General features: G+C 72.4%; 10 protein-coding genes and 2 pseudogenes. 3 read left to right on the plus strand and 9 right to left on the minus strand.

Features of this window, described 5'->3' with window-relative positions:
* Positions 1 to 19: 19 nt before the first annotated feature.
* Positions 20 to 1,002 (minus strand): annotated as a pseudogene (locus OG524_RS03885) (FAD-dependent monooxygenase).
* 88 nt (positions 1,003 to 1,090) lie between these two features.
* Positions 1,091 to 3,793, minus strand: a complete 2,703-nt coding sequence (locus OG524_RS03890) for a cellulose binding domain-containing protein (RefSeq protein WP_405809067.1) — start codon at positions 3,791 to 3,793, stop codon at positions 1,091 to 1,093.
* A gap of 216 nt (positions 3,794 to 4,009) precedes the next feature.
* Between OG524_RS03890 and OG524_RS03895 the strand changes: the two are divergent.
* A pseudogene (locus OG524_RS03895) lies at positions 4,010 to 4,684 on the plus strand (ATP-binding cassette domain-containing protein); the annotation flags it as partial.
* 7 nt (positions 4,685 to 4,691) lie between these two features.
* On the opposite strand, the gene tkt reads toward OG524_RS03895, so the two are convergent.
* Positions 4,692 to 6,872, minus strand: coding sequence for a transketolase (tkt, locus tag OG524_RS03900; protein ID WP_405809068.1), 2,181 nt, complete (start codon positions 6,870 to 6,872; stop codon positions 4,692 to 4,694).
* Positions 6,873 to 7,167: 295 nt separating this feature from the next.
* On the opposite strand from tkt, the gene OG524_RS03905 reads away from it, so the two are divergent.
* Positions 7,168 to 8,859 (plus strand): serine/threonine-protein kinase, encoded by a 1,692-nt coding sequence (locus tag OG524_RS03905; protein ID WP_405809070.1) that lies wholly within the window; start codon positions 7,168 to 7,170, stop codon positions 8,857 to 8,859.
* A 68-nt stretch (positions 8,860 to 8,927) separates the two neighbouring features.
* Here OG524_RS03905 and OG524_RS03910 read toward each other — a convergent pair whose 3' ends face one another.
* Positions 8,928 to 11,192, minus strand: coding sequence for a heavy metal translocating P-type ATPase (locus tag OG524_RS03910; protein WP_405809072.1), 2,265 nt, complete (start codon positions 11,190 to 11,192; stop codon positions 8,928 to 8,930).
* A 78-nt stretch (positions 11,193 to 11,270) separates the two neighbouring features.
* Positions 11,271 to 11,579 carry a cation transporter gene (locus OG524_RS03915; protein WP_405392344.1) on the minus strand — a complete coding sequence of 103 codons (309 nt, stop codon included), beginning with the start codon at positions 11,577 to 11,579 and terminating at the stop codon, positions 11,271 to 11,273.
* A gap of 170 nt (positions 11,580 to 11,749) precedes the next feature.
* Between OG524_RS03915 and OG524_RS03920 the strand changes: the two genes are divergently transcribed.
* Complete coding sequence (locus OG524_RS03920; protein WP_405809074.1) at positions 11,750 to 12,712, plus strand: hypothetical protein; 963 nt, start codon at positions 11,750 to 11,752, stop codon at positions 12,710 to 12,712.
* A 68-nt stretch (positions 12,713 to 12,780) separates the two neighbouring features.
* Here the strand turns inward: OG524_RS03920 and OG524_RS03925 are convergent, their stop codons facing one another.
* From OG524_RS03925 to OG524_RS03940, 4 genes are all read right to left on the minus strand, one after another.
* On the minus strand, positions 12,781 to 13,614 hold the full coding sequence (locus tag OG524_RS03925; RefSeq protein ID WP_405392342.1) for an SDR family oxidoreductase: 834 nt from the start codon (positions 13,612 to 13,614) through the stop codon (positions 12,781 to 12,783).
* A 63-nt stretch (positions 13,615 to 13,677) separates the two neighbouring features.
* Complete coding sequence (locus OG524_RS03930) at positions 13,678 to 14,862, minus strand: NAD(P)/FAD-dependent oxidoreductase (RefSeq protein WP_405392341.1); 1,185 nt, start codon at positions 14,860 to 14,862, stop codon at positions 13,678 to 13,680.
* Positions 14,859 to 15,056, minus strand: coding sequence for a ferredoxin (locus OG524_RS03935; protein WP_405393329.1), 198 nt, complete (start codon positions 15,054 to 15,056; stop codon positions 14,859 to 14,861). The genes OG524_RS03930 and OG524_RS03935 overlap by 4 nt, the downstream gene beginning before the upstream one ends.
* Positions 15,057 to 15,103: 47 nt before the next feature.
* Positions 15,104 to 16,345 carry a cytochrome P450 gene (locus tag OG524_RS03940; RefSeq protein ID WP_405392340.1) on the minus strand — a complete coding sequence of 414 codons (1,242 nt, stop codon included), beginning with the start codon at positions 16,343 to 16,345 and terminating at the stop codon, positions 15,104 to 15,106.
* Between the last annotated feature and the right edge of the window lie 109 nt (positions 16,346 to 16,454).

Below are 16,454 nucleotides of genomic sequence, written 5' to 3' on the forward strand. Positions count from 1 at the left end.
AGGTGAGGTGAGCTGAGCTTCACTCACCGTACGGCGCGGGGCCCGGCAGTCGGTCACTGCCGGGCCCCGCGTCACGCCCGAAGAGCAGGTGCAGATGCGCACACAGTTCAGGGCCGGTCGCCGGGGTGGACCGTAGCCCGAGGTATCCGTCCGGCCGTACGAGGATCGCCTCGCCGCCCCGTGCGCCGTACGCCGACCGGAACTCGTCGAGGCCGTCGTGCACGGCGGGCAGCCGCAGTCCGGGAGCCCGCACCTTCGGGGCGAGTACCGCGCAGGCGTTCAGCAGGCCGGGCGCCGCGCGCCCGGCAGCGGCCGCCACCTCGTCGAACCGGTCCGCCTGTTCCTCGTGGTCCGCGTACAGCAGCAGCGTGTGGTCCCGTCCACGCGGCACGGTGAACAGCCGTACGGGGAAGGCAGCCAGGGCGTAGGTGAGGCCGCCGCAGTCGGGGGCGCGGTCGCCCGGAGCGGGACCGTCGTGCGAGAAGCCGTCCGGCCCGACGACGGGGCTGCCTCGGTAGCCGACCAGGAGCTGGGCCTCCCGGCGCATCATCGTGTCCGGGTCGTCGGCATCGGACCCGATGCCGCTCCGTGCGTGACGGACCGTCCGCCGGACCACTTCCAGCGTTCCAGGAGTTCTTCGAGGAGCCGTTCCGTCTCGTACTGCGGGAGTGCGGCGAAGCCGTAGGGCACGTCCGGGGGCAGGGTGAGCTCGATCCTCGCCTGTTCCACGCCGTTGGCGTAGAGGAGTTGTCCCCGTATCGGGACGGCCGTCTCCAGTGCCTCGCGCACCATGCCCATCCGGTCCCAGATCTCCAGGGTCCGCGGCTGGACGCCCACCGCCCTGGCGTAGGGCGGACGGGCCGGGAGCCGGTCGCCCACCCGGCAGGCGAGGCCCCGGCGACTCAGCTCGGACGCGGCAGTCAGACCGACCGGACCCGCTCCTACGACCAGCACGTCGACGTCGACGACGGGTGCCTCCCAGGCGAAGTACGTCCACTCCAATGCAGCACACAGGGTGCGTCGTGTCCATTTCGGGCGAGCCCGCGGCCCCGGCGCGGAAGGGTCCGCCTCCCACGCCGGTCCGCGTGCGTCAGCCGACGGTGCAGACCTCACCGCCCAGCGTGAACGCCGTCGGCTCGGTGTTGGCGCCCGTCCAGCTGCCCGAGAAGCCGAAGCCCGCCGAGGAGCCGGCCGCCACCTTGGCGTTCCAGCCCGCGTTCGTGGCCGTCACCTTCGCCCCGTCCTGCTGCGAGGTGGCGTTCCACATCTGGGTGACCTTCTGCCCGTCGGGGAACGACCAGCCGAGCTGCCAGCCGTCGTAGGCCGTGGCCCCGGTGTTGGTGACCGTCACATCGGCCTGGAAGCCGCCGGACCACTGGTTGGTCACCTTGTACGTCACCGAGCAGTCGGCATCGGCCGGCGGCTCCTCAGGGTCCGTGCCGGGGTCCGGGTCCGTGCCTCCCCCGCCGGTGTCCGAGGACTCGCCCACCTGGATCCCGCGGCCGTTCGTGGAGACGTACACCCGCCCGTAGACCCGCGGGTCACCCGTGATCGCGGCACCCGTCCAGCCCCACTGGTGCGCGTCGTCGTTGATCCGGGTCCAGTTCGCACCGCCGTCCGTGGACCGGAAGATGCCGCGCACCCCGCCGATCTTCGCGCTGACGAAGACGGTCTGGTACGAGGCGCCCGCGGCGGCCTTGCCGAAGCCCACGCTGTCCGCCTGCTCCACGCCGGAGAACCTGGTGAAGCTCGTACCGGAGTCGGTGGAGCGCCACAGTCCGTACGTCCCGGCCGCGGTGCCGCCCGCGAGCCAGATGTCGCCCTCGGTCCCGGGCAGCGCCTTGAAGCGGACGTTGCCCTCGGCGGGCAGGTTGTTCGCCTTGGCGGTGAAGGTGGCGCCTCCGTCGGTCGACACGTAGAAGGTGCCGGCCTTGAAGCCGTAGAACTTCTTCGGGTTCTTCCGGTCGGACTCGACCGTTGCCCCGGCCGGGATGCCGGTGGACGCGGTCCAGGAGTTGCCGTAGCCCGTGGTGCGGTGGACGGCCGCGCCGTCCGGGCTCCAGACGAATCCACTGGCGTCCGCCGCTGCGGCAACCGTGCCGCCGCCGGTGACGCCGGAGGGCTCGGAGGCCTGGAACCAGTTGGCCCCGTTGTCGGTCGAGAATCCGATGTGCGGGGCGGCGTCGGCGTTGCCGACCCGCACGACCGTGCCGGGGGACGACTCCGCGAAGTCCAGGCTGGTGGTCGAGTCGAGGTTCGGCGAGGTGAACATCATCGCGGGCACCGCATCGAGGTCCGTGTGCCGGAAGCCTCCGATGTCACCGAGCGCGCTCAGCAGCGGGGCACCGGACGGCGGGCTCGCCAGGTCGTTGACCGCCGTCTCCTCCAGCCCCTTCACCATCGGGGTGATCTTGAACTGGCCGCCGGAGTCCCAGGACGTGAGGTTCTCGGTGCCGTAGACCGTGGCGCCCGTCCCGTACATCATCCGGTTCGAGTCGAAGGGGTCGATCTCCAGCGCCTCCGTCATCCAGCCCAGCTTGGGCGTGGTCTCGGGCGGGGACGGGTTGGCGCCCCAGGAGAGCCAGGGGACGGAGGAGACGTCCTGCGTGTACCGGTTCGAACGGTTGGGGTAACTGGTGTAGTCCCAGGCCTTCGTCCAGGTCGCGCCGCTGTCCGTGGAGCGGAAGATCTGGGTGTCGGGCCACCAGGAGCTGTACGCGGTGGCCATGAGGGTGCCGGATTTCTGCCGGTCCACGGAGAGCCCGCTGAACCCGTAGTAGGTGTCCGCCTCCGCGACCGGGCTGACGTCCGTCCACTCACCGGTCCCGGTGGCGTACCGCCAGATGCGCCCCTTGCCGCCGTCGTACGGGCCGCCCGTGTCGCTCAGCGTCAGATAGAGGTGGCCGGTCGAGGAGTCGAGTACGCCCTTGTGCGCGAGGTATCCGGTCGGCTGGCCGGCGATCCGGGACCAGGTGCCGCCGCCGTCCGTGGAGCGGTAGACGGTGTTCTCCTTGTCGGCGACCCCGACGTAGATGTCCTGGGTGGCGCTGCCCGCGCCGCCGGAGCGCTCGTCGAACGTCACCCACACGATGCCCTGGTTGTCGCTGGCGTATCCGCTGGTGTCGGACGGGTCCTGCGCGTAGTTGCCGGGGTTCGGGAAGGCTGTCACCTCCGACCAGGTGACCCCCGAGTCGGTGGACCTCCACAGTCCCTTGCCGCTGGGCGCGCCCAGGTAGAGGACGGAGTTCTTGTTCGGGTCGACGGCGAGCCGCTCCCCCATCCCGCGCCCCGGCATGTTGCCGCCGAGCTTGAAGGGGAGCGTGGCGGCCTTCCAGGATGCGCCCCGGTCCGAGGAGCGCAGGACCGCCCCGTTCGTCGGGTCCCAGCTGTTGGTGTACGTACCCACGGCGGCGTACACGTTGTCGGGCTCGGCCGTGTCGGAGGCGAGGCTCACCACGCCGGACCAGCCCCACTTGTCCCAGTCGATCCAGTCCAGCAGCGGGGCCCACCGCTTGTCTGTCTGGTCCCAGCGGTAGGCACCGCCGATGTCGGTGCGTGCGTAGGCAAGGTTCTTCTCGGACCGGTTGAAGACGATGCCCGGTACGAAACCGCCGCCGTCGATCCGCGCGTTCTTCCAGGTATAGGTGTCCGCGGCGATCGACACATCGGATGCTTCGGCCGCGGGGGGCGTCTCGTCGGTGCGTGCTGCGGCCGGACTGCCGGTGATCGACAGTCCGAGGGTCAGGGCGAGTGCCGCCAGTAGGGCGGCGAAGGGTCTGGCGCTCAAGGGCACGGAAGCGTCCTCTCCGAGCTGGACCGCCGCGGGGCGGCGGTACGGGGCTGACACAGAGATGGGAGCGCTCCCATAAAGCACCCCGATGGTAGCGCCGCGCGTCGCCCGAGTGAAGGGTGGTGCAGCCGGTTCATCGGATGAATCCGGTGACCTCGCCCGTACGCACCGTCCGCCCACCGTTGACCGATGGCCGTCCGCAGCATTCGCGGGGCCCTCGGAGCCGTGGTCCTCGACGGGGTGTCGCTGACCGTGCGGCCGGGCGAGATCGTCGCGATCGTGGGACCCGGCGGGTGCGGCAAGTCGACGCTGCTGAGGCTGCTCATCGGCTTCGACGAACCGGTCACGGGCAGCGTGCTGTACGACGGCCAGGACCTGGCCTCGCTCGACCGGGCGGCGGTGCGCCGCCAGTGCGGGGTCGTGCTGCAGAACTCCCAGCCGCTGTCCGGGGCGATCCTCGACTGCGTCTGCGGCGCGGAGGTCTTCAGTCAGGAGGAGGCGTGGGAGGCCGCGGCGATGGCGGTCTGGCCGAGGACGTCAAGCGGATGCCGATGGGCCTGCACACGATGATCTCCGGTGGCGGGGCGGTCTCCGGTGGGCAGCGCCAGCGGCTGATGGTCGCCCAGGCTCTCGTCTCGTCCGGCGTCCCCGCGTCCTGTTCTTCGACGGGGCGACCAGCGCGCTCGACAACGAGACGCAGCGCACGGTGATCGAGAGCACCGGGGCCCTACGGGGCACCCGGGTCGTGATCGCGCACCGGCTGTCCACGGTCATGGACGCCGCCGTGTGATCGTGATGGCGGAGGGCCGGGTCGTCCAGGAGGGGCCGCCCGCCGAGCTCCTCGCGGACACCGGCGGGCAGCTCCATGAACTGGTGCGGCGTCAGATGAGCTGACGGACGCCTACGGCCTCTGCCCGCCGGGCCTCGGAGGCTCCACCGCGTCGCGGATGCTGCCGCGCGCGGCGGCGACGACGGCTTCGGCGGTGATGCCGAACTCCTCGTAGAGCGTCCGGTAGTCGGCGGACGCCCCGTAGTGCTCCAGACCGACGATCCGGCCCGCGTCGCCGACCACCTCGCGCCAGCCCTGGCCGACGGCGGCCTCGACACCGACGCGGGCACGCACGTCCGGTGGCAGCACTTCGTCCTGGTAGGACAACGGCTGCTCGGCGAACCATTCGCGGCAGGGCATCGAGACCACGCGTACGGCCAGTCCCTCGTCGGCCAGCAGCTTGCGGGCGTCGAGGGCGATCTGGACCTCGGACCCCGTCGCCACCAGGATGACGTCCGGGGTGCTCGTGGCGGCGTCCACGAGGACGTAGGCGCCGCGGGCCGCTCCCTCGGCCGGGGCGTGGACGCCGTCGGTGCGGTCCAGCACCGGAAGGTTCTGCCGGGTCAGCACGAGTCCGGCGGGGCGGTCGGCGTGTTCCAGGACCGTCCGCCAGCAGACCGTGGTCTCGTTGGCGTCGCCGGGGCGTACGACGTCGAGGCCGGGGATCGCGCGCAGGGCGGCGAGGTGTTCGACGGGCTGGTGGGTGGGGCCGTCCTCGCCGAGCCCGATCGAGTCGTGGGTCCAGACGTAGGTGACGGGCAGTTTCATCAGCGCGGCGAGGCGGACGGCGGGCCGCATGTAGTCGCTGAACGTGAGGAACGTGCCGCCGTAGGGGCGGGTGAGGCTCTGCAGGCCGATGCCGTTGAGTACGGCGCCCATGGCGTGTTCGCGGATGCCGAAGTGCAGGGTGCGCCCGTAGGGGCCGCCGGCGAACTCCGGGGTCTGCCGGTCGGACGGGACGAAGGAGGGCTCGCCGTCCATGGTGGTGTTGTTGCTGCCCGCGAGGTCCGCCGAGCCGCCCCACAGTTCGGGCAGCACGGGTGCGAGGGCGGTGAGCACCTCGCCGGACGCCTTGCGGGTGGCCATGCCCTTCGGGTCGGCCGGGAACACCGGCAGGGCGTCGGTCCACCGGTCGGGCAGTTCCCCCTCCCGCAGCCGGTCCAGCAGCGCCGCGCGCCCGGGGTTCGCGGTCCGCCAGGTCTCGTAGGTCCGCTGCCAGCGTTTCCTGGCCTCCTTGCCCCGCGCGCCGACCTCCCGGGTGTGGGCGAGGACCTCGTCCTCGACGGGGAAGAACGACTCGGGGTCGAAGCCGAGAAGCCGCTTGGTGCCGGCGACCTCGTCGTCCCCCAGGGCCGCTCCGTGCGCCTTGCCGGTGTTCCGCTTCGTCGGGGCGGGCCATCCGATGATCGTGCGCAGCATGATCAGGGACGGCCGTTCCCGGTCCGCCTTCGCGGCCTCGATCGCGGCGAGCAGGGCATCGACGTCCTCGACGTAGTCGCCCGTGCGGGTCCAGTCCACGGTCTGCGTGTGCCAGCCGTACGCGGCGTAGCGGGCCGGGACGTCCTCGCTGAAGGAGATGTCGGTGTCGTCCTCGATGGAGATGTGGTTGGAGTCGTAGAACACGACGAGGTTGCCCAGCTGCTGGTGGCCGGCGAGCGACGAGGCCTCGGACGCGACGCCTTCCATCATGTCGCCGTCGGACGCCATCACGTAGACGTGGTGGTCGAAGGGGCTGGTGCCCGGGGCGGCGTCGGGGTCGAGGAGTCCCCGCTCCCGGCGGGCGGCCATGGCCATCCCGACCGCGGCGCCCAGGCCCTGTCCCAGCGGTCCGGTGGTGATCTCGACACCGCGGGTGTGCTGGTACTCCGGATGCCCGGGGGTCGCCGAGCCCCAGGTCCGCAGCGCCTCCAGGTCCTCCTTCTCCAGGCCGTAGCCCGCGAGGTAGAGCTGGATGTAGAGCGTGAGGCTGGTGTGGCCGCAGGAGAGTACGAAGCGGTCCCTGCCGAGCCACCGGTCGTCGCCCGGATCGTGCCGCATGACCTGCTGGAACAGCAGATAGGCGAGCGGGGCCAGACTCATCGCCGTACCGGGATGTCCGTTGCCGGTCTTCTGCACGGCGTCGGCGGCCAGTACGCGTACGGTGTCGACCGCCCGCACGTCCAGTGCGCTCCATCCGGCCCGGTCCGCCACCGGCAGGGCGAGGGCGGGGTCGCGCGGTGAGGTGCTGCCGGAGGAGGATCGCTCGGGCGCCATGGTGGTGTCTCCCTCGGGATGTCGCTTGCCGGTGCGTACGGTCCGGGCCCCGCGGCCGGTCCCCTAGGCATCCTCGGTTCGTTCGCCGCCCTCCGCATCCCGGGGCGGGAGCGCGGGCGCTGTACGGTCGCCGGGCTGCGGAGGTCCCGGCGGAGCGGGCCCGGACGGCGCGTACCCGCTCCCGCTCATGGCATCCGGGGATTTGTCCGGCCGGGTCGGAGCGGTCCGCGCGGGGTGCCTGCCGATTCCGGGACGCCGGGTCCGACGGGTGCCCGGATATGGCACAGTCGTGCCGGTGGATGATCTGCGGCCCCAGGATCCCTCGCGCATGGGCGCGTACCGGCTACTCGCCCGTCTCGGCGCCGGCGGGATGGGACAGGTGTATCTCGGCCGGTCGCCCGGCGGGCGGCTGGTGGCCGTGAAGGTGATCCGCGACGAGATCAGTGATCACCCCGAGGCACTGACCCGGTTCCGGCGTGAGGCCGCGACCGTGGAGACCGTACGCAGCGCGTACACCGCCCAGTTGATCGAGGCGTCCCTCGACACCTCCCCCTACTGGCTGGCCACCGAGTACGTGGCGGGGCCGACGCTGCGCGGGGCGGTGGAGGCGGGCGGGCCGTTCCCGCCCGACAGCGCCCTGCGGCTGCTCGCGGCGCTCGCCGAGGGGCTGGCGGCGGTCCATGTCCACGGGGTCACCCACCGGGACCTCAAGCCGCAGAACGTGATCCTCTCGCCGCAGGGTCCGCAGCTGATCGACTTCGGGATCGCCCGAGGGCTCGACCAGACCTTCATCACCAGGGACGGGATGGCGACGGGGACGCCCGGGTTCGCGGCGCCCGAGGTGATCCGGCGGAACGAGGCCGGTCCGGCGGCTGACGTCTTCGCCCTTGGGGCGACGCTCGCGTACACGGTCACCGGCCGGCCCCCGTACGGCTCCGGTGATCCGTCGGTCGTGAGCTACCGGGCGGTGCACGAGGACATCGACCTGGCGGGGGTGCGGCCCGCGCTCGCCGCGCTGATCCGGGAGTGTGTCGCCAAGGACCCGGCGGACCGGCCGGATCCGGCGACGTTGATCGCGCGGTGCGCCGTGGACTCGGCGCTGGCGACGGACCCCCACTACCGCGCGCTGGTCCAGGGCGACGGCCCCGTCCCCGTACGCGAGACGGCGGGCACCGAGGTCCTGCCGCGCGCGGGCGACGCCGCGGAACGGGAGGACGTGGCCGCTCCCCCGCAGGCCCCCACGCCGTACGACGGTCCGGACGCCTCGCCGCGTCCCGTCCGCCGCAGAGGGTTCTGGCTCACGGCCTGCGCGGTCGTGCTGGCCGCCGCGGCGCTGGTCTGGCAGCTGACCGGCCCGGACGGCGGGTCGGCCGGAGGCGCGCGGGGATCGGGCACGGCGGGCACTTCCTCGGACGCTTCCTCGCCCGGCACCACCGCCCCGTCCACTCCGGCCGGGCCCCCGGACCACATCCTGAACGACCGTGTCTCCAAGGACCGCTGGACCCTGTCGGACGATCCGGGTCAGGCAGCCTTCCTCGCGGGCTCGTGCGACCCGGCGGATCTCGCGCTGGACCATGTGCCGATGAACCTGGAGTCCAGCGTCTCGCACACGACCGGAACGGACACCGCCACGGTGACGCTGCGCCCCAAGGAGTCCGGGAAGGGCGAGCGGCCGGATCCGTACCACCTGGCGGTGGGGGTGCGGCCGCCGCACGAGACGGACCGCGCCACCGGCCGGCCCACCGGGTCCGTCAGCAAGGGCATCGGCTTCACGAGCAAGCCGTTCGACCTCTACTCCCGGTGGTCGTCCGGCGGCACCATCACACTCAAGTACCCCGACGACTTCCGGGCCCACTTCGGCGGCGACCGGGTCGTCGACGCGATCCCGGTGGGCGACGACAAGGGCGACTGGACGGTGGTGTTCTACCACGTCGATGGCGGGCCCGGGGAGTACACGTCCGTGGTGTGCAACGGCTTCCACGCCTGACCCGCACGAACGGCACAGGACCGGGGCGGACCGTCGGTCCGCCCCGGCGCCGTACGCCGTGCCCGGTCTCAGTCGGCGGCGCGGAAGCCGCGCAGGCGCAGGCTGTTGCCGACGACGAAGACGGAGGAGAAGGCCATGGCCGCTCCGGCGATCATCGGGTTGAGCAGGCCGGCCGCGGCGAGCGGCAGGGCCGCCACGTTGTAGGCGAACGCCCAGAACAGGTTCGAGCGGATCGTGCCGAGCGTCTTGCGGGAGAGCCGGATCGCGTCGGCCGCGGCCCGCAGGTCTCCGCGGACGAGGGTCAGGTCGCCGGCCTCGATGGCGGCGTCGGTGCCGGTGCCCATCGCGAGCCCGAGGTCGGCCTGGGCGAGCGCCGCCGCGTCGTTGACGCCGTCGCCGACCATGGCGACGCTGCGGCCCTCGGCCTGGAGCCTCCTGACGACGGCCACCTTGTCCTCGGGCATGACCTCGGAGATGACCTCGTCGATCCCGACCTCGGCGGCGACGGATTCGGCGACCGCCCTGTTGTCGCCGGTCAGGAGGATCGGGGTGAGACCCAGTGCGCGCAGCCGCCGGATGGCCTCGGGGCTCGTCTCCTTGACCGCGTCGGCCACCTCCAGGACCGCACGTGCCTCGCCGTCCCAGGCGACGACGACCGCGGTCCTTCCCGCCTTCTCCGCCTCGTCCTTGGCGCGCCGGAGCGGCTCGGGCAGCTGCATGGCCCACTCGGTGAGCAGCTTCTCCCTGCCGACGAGGACGGCGTGGCCGTCGACGACGCCCTGGACACCGAGCCCGGCGATGTTGGCGAAGTCCTCCGGGGTCGGCAGGGGGCCGGCCTCCTCCGAAGCGCCGGCGGCGACGGCCTGGGCGATGGGGTGCTCGGAGGCGTGCTCCAGGGCTCCGGCGAGACGCAGGACCTCCTTCTCGTCCGTGTCCCCCACGGTGTGCACGCCGACCAGGGTCATCCGGCCGGTGGTGACGGTGCCGGTCTTGTCGAGGACGATGGTGTCCACCTTGCGGGTGGTCTCCAGCACCTCGGGGCCCTTGATGAGGATGCCGAGCTGGGCGCCGCGGCCGGTGCCGACCATGAGGGCGGTCGGGGTGGCCAGGCCGAGTGCGCAGGGGCAGGCGATGATCAGTACGGCGACGGCGGCGGTGAACGCGGCCGTGAGGCCGGCGCCGCTGCCGAGCCAGAAGCCGAGTGCGGCGAGCGCGAGCCCGATGACGACGGGCACGAACACGGCGGAGATCCGGTCGGCGAGGCGCTGGGCCGCGGCCTTGCCGTTCTGCGCGTCCTCGACGAGCTCGGCCATGCGGGCGAGCTGGGTGTCGGCACCGATCCGGGCGGCCTCGACGACCAGCCGGCCCCCGGCGTTCAGGGTCGCCCCGGTGACGGGGTCGCCGACGGACACCTCGACGGGTACGGACTCGCCGGTGAGCATCGACGCGTCGACGGCGGAGGCCCCTTCGACGACGGTGCCGTCGGTGGCGATCTTCTCCCCGGGCCGTACCAGGAAGCGGTCGCCCACCCGCAACTCGGCGGTGGGTACGGTGACTTCGAGTCCGTCGCGCAGGAGGGTCACCTCCTTGGCGCCGAGCTCCAGGAGCGCCCTGAGCGCGGCACCCGCCTTGCGCTTGGAGCGTGCCTCGAAGTACCGGCCGGCCAGGATGAAGGCCGTGACGCCCGCCGCGGCCTCCAGGTAGATGTTCCCCGAGCCGTCGCTGCGCGCGATGGTGAACTCGAAGGGGTGCGTCATGCCCGGTGTACCGGCCGTGCCGAAGAAGAGCGCCCACAGCGACCACAGGAACGCGGCGCCGGTGCCGACCGAGATCAGGGTGTCCATGGTGGCCGCGCCGTGCCGGGCGTTGGTGACGGCGGCACGGTGGAAGGGCCAGGCCGCGTACGTGACGACGGGCGCGGCGAGGGTGAGCGAGAGCCACTGCCAGTATTCGATCTGCAGGGCCGGGACCATCGCCATCGCGATGACGGGAACGGCGAGAACGACCGCGGTGACGAGCCTCTGGCGCAGCGGACGCAGTTCGTCGTCGGCCCGTTCGTCGTCGCTCGGTCCGGCTGCCGCGCCCTCGCCGTCGTGCCGGGGAGGGGTGGGCTGCCGGGCGGAGTAGCCGGTCGCCTCGACGGTGGCGATCAGGTCCTCGACCGCGATGTCCTCGGCGTAGGTGACCTTCGCCTTCTCGGTGGCGTAGTTGACGGTCGCCTCGACCCCGTCCATGCGGTTGAGCTTCTTCTCGATGCGGGCCGCGCACGAGGCACAGGTCATGCCGCCGATGGCTAGCTCGACCTGGGCGGCGCCCTGAGTCCTGGTGGTCATTTCCTGCTCCTCGTCGGGACGGGTGGGGCCGGGGCCGTGGATTCGGGCCCCGGCGGCTGCCGTGAGCGTGCGCGCCGCTCAGGCGCGGGCGGTCAGCTCGTAGCCGGCGTCGTCGACCGCCGCAGCGACCACGGCGTCGTCCGGTGTTCCGGCGGTGGTGACGGTGACCAGGCCGCCGGCCACGTCGACGTCGACGGACACGACCGCGTCCAGCGCTCCGACGGACCGCGTGACGGCGGTCCTGCAGTGCCCGCAGGTCATGCCGGACACCCGGTAGACGGTGACGGTGACGGTGGTGGAGCCCCCGCCGGCAGTCGCGGTGCCGCCGGTGCCCGTGCCGGTATCGGTGCCGTTCGTGCGGATGCCTTCGGACGTGGACCAGGACATGGGATCCCCCTTCGGATCTTTATACCCCCGTGGGGTATCTTCGATCAGGTATACCCCCCACCCGTATTTTTCGCAAGGGAGTCCAGGAAGTCTGCAGATACCCCACAGGGGTATATTCTCGTGAGTGTGGGGTCCGCCGCGGGACTCCGCTCGGACCAGGAGGAACAGCCATGAACACCGCCGGGAAGATCACGTCCTTCACCGCAGCAATCGCGGTGTCCTTCGGCGCCGCGTACGGCCTCGGCAACACGGTGGGCCCTCTGGGCGGCACCGGGCCCGCGCCTCACGCCGACCACACGGACAGCACGGAACAGGAAGGGGCGGGGGACGGCGGCGACCACGCGGAATCAGCGGCCGGAGGACTCCAGGTGTCCGAGGCCGGCTACACCCTCGACCTCATGACCCCGCGCCTGAAGGCGGCACAGGAGGGCGAACTGCGCTTCGCCGTACGCGACCGGTCCGGCCGGCCCGTCACCTCGTACGAGCGTGAGCACGACAAGGAGCTGCATCTGATCCTGGCCTCACGCGACCTGGCCACCTACCGTCACCTGCACCCCACCCGGGCCACCGACGGCACCTGGAGCACCCCCGTCACCCTGCCCGCCGCCGGTGACTACCGGGTCTTCGCGGACTTCACACCGGGCGCGAAGAACGCCCCCGACCTCACCCTGGGCGCCGGCCTCGCCGTGGCGGGCACCTACAAACCGGCCGAACTCCCCAAGCCGTCCCGTACCGCCACGGTCGACGGATACACCGTGACCCTGAACGGGGACCTCCGTCCCGGCGTCGCGGAGGACCTCACCTTCGACGTGCGCAAGGGCGGCAAGCCCGTCACCGACCTCGACCCCTACCTCGGCGCCTACGGACACCTCGTCGCACTGCGCGCCGGTGACCTCGCCTATCTGCATGTCCACCCCGACGGGGCGCCCGGTGACGGCCGCACCGAGCCGGGTCCGGCCGTCACCTTCACCGCGACCGCGCCCAGCTCGGCGACGTACCGACTCTTCCTGGACTTCGAGCACGACGGCACCGTCCGCACCGCGGCCTTCACCGTCCGGACCGGGGCGTCGGCGACCGCTCCGGAGCCGGACGCGTCGACGTCCGGGCACGAGGACGGCGGCCACGGGCACTGAGGCCGGCACCGGTGAACGCACACGACTCCGGGCCGGCCGGGTCCACGGCCGGCACCGGAGCCGTGCTGTCACACGCGGTGGCAGCGGATCCAGGCCGCCTGGCCGCCGTCGACGAGCAGATCGGTGCCGGTGATGTAGCCGGCCCCGGGCCCGCCGAGGAAGGCGACGGCGTCGGCGATCTCCGCCGGTGTCCCGGTGCGGCCGGCACCGCAGTCCTGGAGCATCCGGAGCATACGGGCGCCGGAGGGTGATTCCGCCTCGGCCTTCGACATGGCCGTGGAGATGACCCCCGGGCTGATGCTGTTGATCCTGGCACCGCGCAGGTTCCAGGCCAGCGCGGCGGCCTGCACCCGCAGGTGGTTGCCGCGCTTGGACAGGATGTACGCGGCCGTCGCCTCATCGCCGACGGCGGTGACGGAGGCGAGCCCGAGCAGGTCCTCGGCCGGTGCTGACGCCAGCAGTGCCTCGTCCTCCCGGCTCAGCGAGGCGTAGTGACCGGCCATGCTGGAGACGCACACGAGTGAGGTCCCGGGGCTCGCCACCGGCTCGAAGGCCTCGATCACATGGGCGGTGCCCAGCAGGTTCACGGCCATGATCGTCCGGGCGGACGCGGTTGCCGGGGAGACGCCCGCCGTGTGCACGACCGCCGCGATCCGGCCCTCTCCCGCGGCGGTCCGGGCGAGGTCGTCGACGGCGGAGCGGTCGGACACGTCGGTGATCACCCCCCGTACGACGTGCCCTTCCGCGCGGAGCGCCCCGACGAGCCGGTCCAGTGGCGGATCCGACGCGTCGGCGAGGATCAGAGTGCGTCCGCTGCCCAGCCTGCGGGCGATCGCGGCTCCCATCCCGCCCGCTCCGGTCACCACCACCACGTCGCGCTCCCGGTGTGTGCCCTCGTGCATGAGCGACCTCCTGTATGACGGGGCCCGGCCGCTCCGGAGAGACGGCCGAGCCGTTCGGTGTGGTCAGACCCCGGCCGGGGAGGCGGTGCTCCCCAGGGCGTCGCTCCATGTGGTGCGGGTGGCCACGCACTGCCGCCAGGCGCGGATCGCCTTGGGGGGCATGCCGACGGCGAGCACACCGGCCAGGCGGTCACCCGTGCGGTAGGCGGCGAGGAAGCGCCGTCCGGCGAGGTCCCCCTCGACGACCGCGACCTCGTCGTGGCCGCGCAGCCGGCCGTACGCCTGGACCTTCAGCCCGTACTGGTCGGACCAGAAGTAGGGCACCGGCGCGAACGGCCTGCGGGCCAGGGGCTTCAGCAGGTTGCGGGCCGCGGCCATGCCCTGCTCCGCGGCGTTGGTCCGGTGCTCGACGCGCATCGGGACGCCGAACAGCGGGTTGTGCCAGCGGGCGACGTCGCCCGCGCCGTACACGTCCGGTGCGGCGGCGCTGAACTCGTCGCAGACCAGCCCGTCGTCGACGGTCAGACCGCTGCCGGTGAGCCACTCGGTGTTCGGTACGGAACCGACGGCGACCAGCACGTCGTCGGCCTCTACCACCTCGCCGTCGGCCAGACGCACCCCGCTCCCGTCGGCGCGGACCACGGTCACCCCGGTGCGGAGGTCCACGCCGTGGTCGCGGTGGGCCTCCGCGAGGACCTGTCCCACCTTCTCGCCGACCGCGTGGGCGAGCGGTACCGGCGCCGGTTCGAGGAGGGTGACCTCCGCCCCGAGGCTCCGGGCCACCGCAGCCGCCTCGGCCCCCAGGAAACCGGCCCCGACCACGACCAGCCTGCGCCCCGGCAGCAGCCGGTCCCGCAGCGCCACGGCGTCGGCCAGGGTGCGCAGCACGTGCGCCCCCTCACCGGGCAGCCGGCGCGGCCGTACGCCGGTGGCGACGACCAGTCCGTCGTACCTCGCCCCGGTGCCGTCGGCGAGGAGGACCTCGCGGGAACCGAGGTCGAGTCCGGTGGCGGCGGTGCCGAGGCGCAGGTCGAGGTCCAGCGCGTCGAGGGCGGTCCCCGGGCGCAGGGTCAGCTGTTCGGTGCTCCAGGTGCCGGAGAGGATCTGTTTGGACAGCGGCGGGCGGTCGTAGGGGGTGTGCGGCTCGTCACCGATGAGGGTGACCGTGCCTTCGTACCCCTCCCTGCGCAGGGTCTCGGCGGCTGCCAGCCCGGCGGCGGAGGCTCCGACGACGACGATCCGCCTCACTGTTCCACCAGGTGGATCGCCGCCGCCGGGCAGATCGCGGCGGCTTCCCGCACCCCGTCGTGGAGTTCGGGCGCGGGGTCGTCGTCCAGCAGGATCGCGACACCGTCCTCGTCCCGCTGGTCGAACACCTCGGGGGCCGCCATGACGCACTGCCCGGAGGCGACGCACTTCGGCTCGTCCAGTTCCACACGCATGCTCATGCTGTTACTCCTCGGTACGTTACGTTTCGCCGGCTGCGGGACTACCAGGTGACGGGCAGGCAGCGGACGCCGTAGGTGGTGCCGGTGTGGTCGAAGGCGAGCCGGTCGAGCGGGGCGGCCAGGGCCAGGGTGGGGATGCGCCGGTAGAGGGTTCCGTAGACGACCTGGAGCTCCAGGCGGGCCAGGGACTGGCCCAGGCACTGGTGGGGTCCGTAGCCGAACGCCTGGTGCGTGCGGGCCGGGCGGGCCAGGTCCAGGCGGTCGGCCTCGGGGAAGGCCTCGGGGTCCCAGTTGGCGGCGGCGAGGTCGAAGATGATGCCGTCCCCGGCGCGGATGACCTGGTCGCCGACGGCGATGTCCTCCTTGGCGACGCGGCGCACACCGGTCTGGACGATGGTCAGGTAGCGCAGCAGCTCGTCGACCGATCCCGCGACGGTCCTCGGATCGTCGCTGTCGCGGAGCAGGGCGAGCTGCTCGGGGTGCTGGAGCAGTGCGAGGGTGCCGAGGCTGATCATGGTGGCGGTGGTCTCGTGGCCGGCGATGAGCATCGCGACGCCCATGTGGACGGCTTCCTGACGGGTCATCTCACCCGCCGCGACCCGGCGCCCCATTCCGGACAGCACGTCGTCGCCGGGGGTGACGAGCTTCTCGCCGAGGAGGGTGTCGAGATATCCGGCGAGGGCGCCGCTCGCACGGCGGGCCTCGTCGGCTGAGGCGTCGCTGTCCAGTACGAGGTTGCTGTTGCTCTGGAAGAAGTCGTGGTCCGCGTACGGCACTCCGAGCAGTTCGGCGATGACGAGCGAGGGGACGGGCAGGGCCAGGGCGGTGAGGAGGTCGGCCGGCTTCGGGCCGTCGAGCATGGTGTCGATCAGGTCGTCGACGATCTTCTGGATGGCGGGCCGCATGGCTTCGATCCGCTTGACGAGGAACGGCGCGTTGACCATCCGGCGCAGCCGGGTGTGCTCGGGTGCGTCGGTGTTGGTGATGAGCGGCGGGGTGGAGTGCGCGATGGCCGCGCGATGGGCGTTGACGTAGGGGAAGCCGGGCTCGTGGTCGTCGTTGCTGACCCTGGGGTCGACGAGCAGGGCGCGCTGGTCGGCGTGCCGGGTGATGAGCCAGGGGGTCGTGCCGTTCCAGATCCGGACCCGGCCGACCGGGCTCTCGGCGCGGGCGGTGTGCAGTCCGGGGGGCGGGGCCAGCGGGCAGCTCAGGTCCCTGGTCATCGGGTACTCGGGGTCGGGCGGGGTCGCTTCGTTCGCGGGACGGGCCAGGGTGTCGGACATGCTTCTCCTCGGCGGTGGGGGCGCCCGACGCGTGCGGTGCGGCGTCGGACGGGGCCCATCCCAGCGGAACGGGCTGACACCGCCCGGCCGGTTTCCTGACAGAAGCCTG

The sequence above is a fragment of the Streptomyces sp. NBC_01520 genome, assembly GCF_045040375.1.
Classification (GTDB): domain Bacteria; phylum Actinomycetota; class Actinomycetes; order Streptomycetales; family Streptomycetaceae; genus Streptomyces.

What these genes read in the sequence shown, in the direction of transcription:
- tkt (WP_405809068.1), bottom strand. Translation starts at nt 6,872, where the DNA reads ATGGCGCCCGAGCGATCCTCCTCCGGCAGCACCTCACCGCGCGACCCC.
- OG524_RS03910 (WP_405809072.1), bottom strand. Translation starts at nt 11,192, where the DNA reads ATGACCACCAGGACTCAGGGCGCCGCCCAGGTCGAGCTAGCCATCGGC.
- OG524_RS03915 (WP_405392344.1), bottom strand. Translation starts at nt 11,579, where the DNA reads ATGTCCTGGTCCACGTCCGAAGGCATCCGCACGAACGGCACCGATACC.
- OG524_RS03920 (WP_405809074.1), top strand. Translation starts at nt 11,750, where the DNA reads ATGAACACCGCCGGGAAGATCACGTCCTTCACCGCAGCAATCGCGGTG.
- OG524_RS03925 (WP_405392342.1), bottom strand. Translation starts at nt 13,614, where the DNA reads ATGCACGAGGGCACACACCGGGAGCGCGACGTGGTGGTGGTGACCGGA.
- OG524_RS03935 (WP_405393329.1), bottom strand. Translation starts at nt 15,056, where the DNA reads ATGCGTGTGGAACTGGACGAGCCGAAGTGCGTCGCCTCCGGGCAGTGC.
- OG524_RS03940 (WP_405392340.1), bottom strand. Translation starts at nt 16,345, where the DNA reads ATGTCCGACACCCTGGCCCGTCCCGCGAACGAAGCGACCCCGCCCGAC.